This window comes from Enterococcus italicus (genome assembly GCF_023743875.1).
In the GTDB taxonomy this organism is placed as follows: Bacteria; Bacillota; Bacilli; order Lactobacillales; family Enterococcaceae; genus Enterococcus_G; species Enterococcus_G italicus.
Genome location: NZ_JAMRVB010000001.1, coordinates 805,486 through 813,725, shown reverse-complemented (window position 1 = coordinate 813,725; position 8,240 = coordinate 805,486). Strand labels below are relative to the sequence as shown.

9 protein-coding genes are annotated in these 8,240 nt (G+C 38.7%); 4 read left to right on the top strand and 5 right to left on the bottom strand.

The window, feature by feature from the left end; genetic code table 11:
- Positions 1-746 (top strand): peptidylprolyl isomerase (locus NE257_RS03915; protein WP_420871110.1); only part of this gene is annotated, 746 nt, incomplete at its 5' end.
- Between the two features lie 50 nt (positions 747-796).
- Here NE257_RS03915 and fabZ read toward each other — a convergent pair.
- The gene (gene fabZ / locus NE257_RS03910; RefSeq protein ID WP_040366577.1) at positions 797-1,234 is read right to left on the bottom strand and encodes a 3-hydroxyacyl-ACP dehydratase FabZ; all 438 of its coding nucleotides are present in this window, start codon (positions 1,232-1,234) and stop codon (positions 797-799) included.
- Between the two features lie 183 nt (positions 1,235-1,417).
- Here fabZ and fabI point away from each other — a divergent pair, with 183 nt between their 5' ends.
- Together fabI and NE257_RS03900 are read left to right on the top strand one after the other, a co-directional pair.
- Positions 1,418-2,173, top strand: a complete 756-nt coding sequence (gene fabI / locus NE257_RS03905) for an enoyl-ACP reductase FabI (RefSeq protein WP_251885821.1) — start codon at positions 1,418-1,420, stop codon at positions 2,171-2,173.
- Between the two features lie 72 nt (positions 2,174-2,245).
- Positions 2,246-3,166: a mechanosensitive ion channel family protein gene (locus NE257_RS03900; RefSeq protein ID WP_007208340.1), complete on the top strand. Its 921-nt coding sequence runs from the start codon at positions 2,246-2,248 to the stop codon at positions 3,164-3,166.
- 129 nt (positions 3,167-3,295) lie between these two features.
- Here NE257_RS03900 and cbpB read toward each other — a convergent pair whose 3' ends face one another.
- From cbpB to racE, 4 genes are all read right to left on the bottom strand, one after another.
- Positions 3,296-3,778 (bottom strand): cyclic-di-AMP-binding protein CbpB, encoded by a 483-nt coding sequence (gene cbpB, locus NE257_RS03895; RefSeq protein WP_007208341.1) that lies wholly within the window; start codon positions 3,776-3,778, stop codon positions 3,296-3,298.
- A gap of 67 nt (positions 3,779-3,845) precedes the next feature.
- Positions 3,846-4,367: a metallophosphoesterase gene (locus NE257_RS03890; RefSeq protein WP_251885820.1), complete on the bottom strand. Its 522-nt coding sequence runs from the start codon at positions 4,365-4,367 to the stop codon at positions 3,846-3,848.
- Positions 4,364-5,662: an XTP/dITP diphosphatase gene (locus tag NE257_RS03885; protein WP_251885819.1), complete on the bottom strand. Its 1,299-nt coding sequence runs from the start codon at positions 5,660-5,662 to the stop codon at positions 4,364-4,366. The genes NE257_RS03890 and NE257_RS03885 overlap by 4 nt, the downstream gene beginning before the upstream one ends.
- Complete coding sequence (gene racE, locus NE257_RS03880) at positions 5,659-6,477, bottom strand: glutamate racemase (protein ID WP_251869043.1); 819 nt, start codon at positions 6,475-6,477, stop codon at positions 5,659-5,661. The genes NE257_RS03885 and racE overlap by 4 nt, the downstream gene beginning before the upstream one ends.
- A 709-nt stretch (positions 6,478-7,186) precedes the next feature.
- On the opposite strand from racE, the gene trpS reads away from it, so the two are divergent.
- Positions 7,187-8,194 (top strand): tryptophan--tRNA ligase, encoded by a 1,008-nt coding sequence (trpS, locus tag NE257_RS03875; RefSeq protein ID WP_040366586.1) that lies wholly within the window; start codon positions 7,187-7,189, stop codon positions 8,192-8,194.
- Positions 8,195-8,240: the final 46 nt, after the last annotated feature.

Genomic DNA, 8,240 nt, shown 5'->3' with positions numbered 1-8,240 from the left:
TTAAGAAAAAGTTTGGCTTAGTAATTTTAGTAAGTTTGGGTCTCGTTTTGGGGGCTTGTCAAAGTAAAAGCAGCACGACAACTTCAGAAACAAAGACTTCAGTGACAGAGACGACCTCATCAACCGTGGACTTGAATAGTCTCGATCTACCACAATTAGATACTACAATTAAAGAGGATGAAACAGTCGTATTGATGAGTACGACTGATGGCGAGATCAAAATCAAATTATTTCCTAAAATAGCACCAAAAGCGGTTGAAAATTTTGTTACGCATGCTAAAGAAGGCTATTATGATGGGGTAATTTTTCATCGGGTGATTGATGAATTTATGATTCAAAGTGGCGACCCTGAAGGCACGGGTAGTGGTGGTGAAAGTATCTGGGGTAAAGGATTTGCCGCGGAAATATCAAATCAACTGTACCACATTCGTGGCGCTCTCTCGATGGCAAGTAGTAGCCAAGCCAATAGTCTAGGAAGTCAATTCTTTATTGTCCAAAACAATGAAGATGTTTCTGATGGACTGGCGATTCAGTACTATCCTGAAAAAATTATTAATGCCTACAAAAAAGGCGGTGCCCCTTCTCTAGATGGTAATTATGCTGTATTTGGCCAAGTAATCGATGGGATGAGTGTCGTCGATAAGATTGCAAGTGAAGAAGTAACCACTAATGATTCTGGAGAAAATTCAAAACCAGTCAATCCAGTTAAAATTGTAAACATCAAAATTTTACAAGAAGCAAAATAATAACACTGTAAAAGCAAAAGGAGTATGACAAAAATTTGTCACACTCCCTTTTATTTTGGTCCTACGATAAATGTGAATTCACACTGTGCACAGATTTTTCCTTCAACTGTTGCAATCGCGTCCGCTGTACCGACTGACCCTTTCATTTTTGTGATTTCAAACGATAATTTAATTGTATCGCCCGGTACTACCTTTTGACGAAATTTTGCTTTATTGATACCACCGATATAGGCAGTATGTCCTGCGAATTCCTCTGATTTTAAAATCAAAATAGAGCCTGCTTGTGCCAATGTTTCTACTATTAATGCACCTGGCATAACCGGATTTCCGGGGAAATGCCCTTGAAAGAAATCTTCGTTGATCGTGACATTTTTCGTTGCAATAATTTTTTTACCTGATTCAATCTCATCTACGTAGTCAATATAAATAATGGGATAACGATTTGGAATCAAATCCATCACTTCGGTTTCAGTTAAAAACTTTTTCATTGCCATCCTCTTTTCTCATGGATTAATACTTTGGTTATCAAAGTATCATAGATAAATGAATTTAGCAATAGTTATATATAAAGAATATATTTAGTTTGACAATCAAAGTTTTTTCTATAATAATAAGAAATCATAAATCTTTTTTGTGATAATTTCGTGTCTACAGGATTAAGGAGTGACAATATGAGCTTTTTAACAGGAAAAAAAATCGTAGTAATGGGTGTAGCCAATAAAAAAAGTATCGCTTGGGGCTGCGCACAAGCATTAACACAACAAGGTGCAGAAGTTATATACACCTATCAAAACGATCGCATAAAAAAATCTTTGGAAAAATTACTGGAAGGATCTGAATTTTTAGTCGAATGTGACGTTGCAAATGATGAGAGCATTCAACAAGCCTTCGCTACAATCAAAGAATACGCTGGCGAAATTCACGGACTGGTCCATGCGATTGCTTATGCAAATAAAGACGATCTTCAAGGTAGCGTGACAGAAATCTCTCGTGAGGGCTATGCATTAGCACAAGATGTAAGTAGTTACTCATTTATCGCAGTGACACGCTATGCTGAACCAATCTTAGCTGAAAATAGCGGTATCGTAACGTTAACCTATTTAGGATCTGAGCGTGCTGTACCAAATTACAATATGATGGGCATCGCGAAAGCAGCTTTAGAGGCTTCCGTTCGGTACCTAGCTGCTGATTTATCTCCTAAAAAGATTCGCGTCAATGCCGTGTCAGCTGGAGCAATCAAAACATTGGCCGTTACGGGTGTCAAAGACTATCAAAAACTAATTCAATTATCAGAAGATCGTACCCCTGACCATGTTGGAGTTACTATCGAAGAGGTCGGCAATGCATGTGCATTTTTAGTGAGCCCACTTTCTAGTGGAATAATTGGTGAAGTTATTTTCGTCGATAAAGGCGTACACTTATCATAAGCGACACCTCTTCTTTCTTTATTTTCTGTATGGTAAAATGAGAAAAACAGAAAGAAAGGAATCAAACTAATTATGTTCGGTCTTTTTTTTGGTGTTGGCACTACCTCTAGTTCTGATAGTTCCATTATTGCACCTGCAGAAAAACAATTAAATGCGTTCCAAAAATGGTGGCAAGCCATTGATTGGGAAGCGATTATAGCCATTATTATTCAAAAAGCATTAATGCTTATTTTTCTCATGCTCTTATTTTTACTTATTTGGCGAATCGCGATAGCTGTCATTGATCGCACATATCAATCCTATGGCAAACGTATGAATCTGAATGCTGGTCGAATGACGACCATTCATACATTGATTCGTAATATTGTGCAATACACGATTGGCTTCTTTTTCTTATACTCCATTCTCTCCGTCTTAGGTGTACCGGTCGGATCATTACTGGCTGGTGCTGGGATTGCTGGTGTAGCGATTGGCCTAGGTGCACAAGGGTTTATGAATGATATCATTACGGGATTTTTTATCATTATGGAGCAACAAATTGATGTTGGGGATTATATCCGACTTAAGAATTTAGATGTTGAAGGAACAGTTACGAGTGTGGGTCTACGTACATTGCAACTTAAAGCTGTTGATGGCACGGTCCACTTTATTCCAAATCGTAATATCACGACCATCAGTAACACATCTCGTGCAGATATGCAGGTGATTGTCGATGTTCGCATTAATCCAAGCGAAGGTATCGCAGATATCCGCGCGATTATCGAGCAAGCGAATCGACGGATTGAAGATTCTTACAAAGACAGCATCACTACTCCCCCTTCTGTGTTTGGTCTAGTAGATATTGGCAATGGTAATTATGCTATCCGTACAACACTTTATACCAAAAATGGCTTTCAGTACAAAGTGAAAGAAGAACTCTTGAGCGATTCAATCAACTCATTATTGGCAGAAGGCTTTACTATTCCAAACGAACCTATAATTACGAATAAATAAATACAGTAATAAGCTGAGACAGATTTTTCAGCAATTAGCAAAAAGACGGTGTAATCCAGAAGTTGTTTCTCAAACTTTTAGATTCTACCGTCTTTTAGTTGTTATGGTTCAAAAGCATCCCTCTCGTTATTATGCGTGGTTTTTCATGGGTGCTTTTGCAAGTAGTATGTACTCTTTTTCCAAACGATGAACCAAATGATTCACCGCTTTTAAGATTTCTTTTCGTGTAATGATTCCACAAAAAACACCTTGTTCATCAACTCGTGGTAAAAAGGAGCGGTTAACCAATAGATGCAAAATATCTTCCAAATCATTGTCAGCTACACAAGGGACATTCACTTCCATCACGTCAGCAACTGTTAAATTTTCAATTAATTTTTCATCAAAGCCAGTCAGGCCCATCATGCGATTCACAATGTTCGCCAGACTAATTAAGCCAACTAGACGATCATCTGAGTCTAATACTGGAATTTGATTGTATCCGACTTTTGACAATACTAACAACGCATGTTCCAAAGGATGGTTATACAAGACAGTCGCAACATTGTCAGCTGGAATAATAAAATCGGTTTCTGGGATTTCCATTAATTCTCTTGTTTTTTTTCCTATCACGTATGCGTCCTCCTATGATAATTCTGACCATATTATACCAATTAACTTTTTTGAATAAATGAAATTATCAATTATTTACTTTTTTTTTAAAAGAAAAAGTAAAATCGGGGATCTTCTGAGCAGATCGATCATAGTAACTGACATCAAATGTATCATCGTTGCTATCGATAATTGCAAAACTTTTGTATGGTAGCCCTCTTGGTTGAGAGATGCTGCCAGGATTTACATATAGTGTGCCATCAATGTACTCACATCCAATTTTGTGCGTATGACCCAACAATGCAATCGTTGCTTTTTCTTCCTTTGCACGAAGTTCTAGCGGTGTCATTGTAAAATTCACTTGATAGAGGTGACCATGTGTCAGATAGATCCGGTCATTTTTTGTACGCACGAGTTGTTCTTTTTTATAACCTGTATCATAATCGCAATTACCTTGAACGACAACAATTGATTCCCATAGCGGATCCTCGGCTGGTAATTCCGAATCGCCACAATGGAGAAATACATCAACATGTCCTTTAAATTGATCGTAAATTTTTTGGACAATGTCACGATCACCGTGACTATCACTCATTACTAAATACTTCATTCTTCTACTCCTTCCAACCATTCAAGCCAATGCTCTTCTAATTTTTTAATTGCTCTTGCACGATGACTTAGTTCATTTTTCTCTTTAGCGGTCAATTCGGCAGCTGTTTTCCCATTTTGGTCGATCACGAACAACGGATCATAGCCAAAGCCATTATCCCCTCTAGGAATCCTTCCAATGCGTCCTTCCCATTCTGCCTCGACGACCAATGTTTCTTTATCGGGAGCAGCTAAGGCAAGTGTACAATGAAATTGTGCCGTACGTTTCTCATCAGGAACGTCTGTCAACTCATACATTAATTTGGCATTGTTGGAAGCATCGTTTTTTTGTAAACCAGCAAATCGTGCGGAATACACACCTGGCAATCCACCAAGTGCATCGACCTTTAGACCGGAATCATCGGCTAGGACAGGCGCTTGAATGATCGTCGCTATCGTCTCTGCTTTTAAGCGAGCATTCTCAGCGAACGTCTGACCTGTTTCCGCCACATCGGGCAATTCTGGGAAATCTTTCATTGTTTTAATTTGATAGCCACTTTTCTCAAATAATGCTGCAAATTCACGTGCCTTGCCTTCGTTACCTGTCGCAATCACGATTACTTTGTCTTCTTTCATTGGGGTAAAGGGTGTATAAAGATGGCTCTTTAGTTCTTGAATTTCTTCTTGTGCCACGGCCGTACCGCTAATCAACACACCATTCAATTCATTAATGCCAAATGGCCGACCATTATTATCAAACTGGACCGCTAAAAACTCACCTGCTTCATTCACACACACAGTCGCTTCAATAAGAGCTTGTAATTCTTCATGTCTATCTGGATCGATTAAAGGAATCTCTGGCGTAATGAAGGCGACTTGAATCGCCGCGAACCCTTGACTAATTCCTGAATTCGATTGATTGTTTCTACGAGTAAGTGTGTCGCACGCTTGCTGAAGGGCTAAATACATCGCATTGGCTGCAACAGCTAAAAAACTCCCATCATCTTGCTCAACAACCACTTCGATATGTAATTTTTTTCCTCCTAGATTGGTATCGCTAAGAACCCCATTTAATAGTTGTTCTAGAAAAAGCTCGCTACTTTTTTGCTTTTTAGTCAGCTCTTGGTTATTTGCCATCGGAGCTATCAGTTGTACAAGCTTCAACTGATAGCCGTCCTGACTGCCGGACAAATTTACTGCACAACTGACAATTGTATCTCCTTGGTGAATGGTAGCCGATCCTAATGCATACTTTCGGTTATTGGTTTCAATTTTTGTTTGTCGTTTGCTCTTTTCATAGCGGCCATCGTATCTCATGACTTTTCCTCCCCAAGTGCGATATGTTTAGATAAAATCGTGTTTTCTTTTAACCATTCTTTTGCAATCTGATCGAACATTTTCGTCGATCCTGTCGTGTAAAAAGTCATCGAACGCTCCGTCGTAAGCGTCGTATTAGCCATTTGGAAATAATCAAGCAAGGTACTAACTTCACCCACTGTTTCAGCACCCGAATCAATTAATTTGACCTTGGAGCCCATCACATTTTGAATCAAAGGACGCAAAATGGGGTAATGCGTGCAGCCTAAAATTAGCGTATCAACAGGTTGTTTTTCAAAATAGCGAAGACTTTCAGCAACGATTTTTTTGGCCACTGATGTCTGAAATTGATTACTTTCAACAATCGGTACAAATTTTGGGCAAGCTAGGCTAAGAATTTTGGCTTTCGGTGATTTTTCTTGTAACGCTCGTTCATAGCTTGCACTTTTGATAGTCCCTTCTGTGCCAATAACACCAATCTGATTGGTGTGTGTCGCTTTGATGGCAGCTCGAGAACCTGGCAAAATAACTCCAATCACTGGAATCGATAATGTTTTCTTTATTTCCTCCAATGCTACTGCCGTTGCTGTATTGCAGGCAATGACGAGCATTTTGATGTTCTTATTTAGTAAAAAACGGGTCATTTCCCACGTAAAGGCTATTACTTGCTCTGCTGGTCTGGGTCCATAAGGGCAACGCGCTGTATCCCCAAGGTAGATAATATTTTCATTCGGCAGTTGTTTTAATGCTTCTTTGACAACTGTTAATCCGCCAACACCGGAATCAATAAAACCAATCGGCTGGTTTTTGTCCATACTTTATCCCTCTAGTCATTCAAAATTCTTTTCACATAATCTTCTTTTCACATAATCTTCTTTATTATACCCATTATTGCTAAAAATGAAAAACGTCTGCCGTTTATTCGATAAAATTTTAGCAAGTATAAGCATCTTTATTGATTACTTCAAGTAAGATATAGTTGAAATCTATTAAACAGAAAGTGAGGAATGAAGATGGAAAAAGTAAACCGATAAGCACTTGGCTTAGTTCTCGTGCGCATTATGTTAGGAGTATCAATGCTCGTATACGGGATTGCTAAAGTAACCGATTTGCAATCAACACTTGGCTTTTTGGAAGTATAGGGGTTCCCACCTTTATTACCTATCTTGTGATTGCAATTGAGATTGTAGGCGGAATTTTATGATTGGTGGTATTTTAGTACCTCTAGTTGCATTAGGATTCGTCTGTTTTTTAGCAAATGTAGTATAAAAACTTCTACTGGCATAAGTAGCGAAGCTAAAAAAAGATCAACTCATATAATTACCAGTTTAATTAGAAAAAAGCAAGGTACATCCAGTTACCTTGCTTTTTTTTTGCATGGACTTCTCTCAGATGCGACCGAATAGGAGGCCAAGTCGTAATCGTTGCTACAAAATTTTCTACTCAGAACCAATGATGCTTTGTTGTCATCATCTTGAAAAAAAGGTAAGATAAAGTTAATCATTTAAAGAAAAGGTGAATAATTTGAATACAATACTTACTGGGGACCGCCCCACCGGCCAACTTCACTTAGGGCATTATGTTGGTTCATTAAAAACACGCGTTGCCATGCAAGAAGATGTCGAGAATAAATTATTTATTATGGTCGCTGACGTACAAGCATTGACAGATAATGCAAAGAATCCTGAAAAAGTAGCGAAAAATGTCTTACAAGTCGCTCTGGATTATTTAGCTGTCGGCTTAGATCCGAAAAAATCTACTCTATTTGTTCAATCACAAATTCCAGAATTAGCTGAATTGACAATGTATTACGCAAATTTAGTTAGTGTCAATCGATTGAAGCGTAACCCCACAGTCAAAGCTGAAATCGAGCAAAAACAATTCGGTGAAGGTGTACCGACTGGCTTCTTCATCTACCCAATCTCACAGGCGGCAGATATCACTGCCTTTAAAGCCAATCTTGTTCCTGTGGGTGAAGACCAAAAGCCGATGCTGGAACAAACTCAAGAAATTGTTCATTCATTTAACACCACCTATCGCGAAGTCTTAGTTAATCCAAAAGCCGTTTTACCTCCAAAAGGCATGGGGCGCCTTCCTGGTATCGATGGCAATGGTAAAATGAGTAAATCTCTAGGCAACGGGATCTACTTAGCTGACTCAGCAGATACTCTTAAGAAAAAAGTTATGAGTATGTATACAGACCCGAATCATATTCATGTCGAAGACCCAGGGAATGTCGAAGGCAACATGGTCTTCACTTATCTAGACGTTTTTGGCGAGGATAAAGCATATATTGAAGAACTTAAAAATCACTATCGCCAAGGTGGATTAGGTGACGTAAAAATTAAACGCTACTTAATTGATGTATTAGAAGCGACGTTTGGTCCGATTCGTGCCAGACGTGAAGAATTGGCGAAAGATCCTGAATACGTGATGTCCGTATTGCAACAAGGAAGTGAAAAAGCCCGTGAAGTCTCTGCGCAGACTTTATCTGAAGTAAAACAAGCCATGGGCATTCAATACTTTGCATAATCAATGCAAATGAAAAATACCTATCAAGCAGTTTGGAAACAAACAA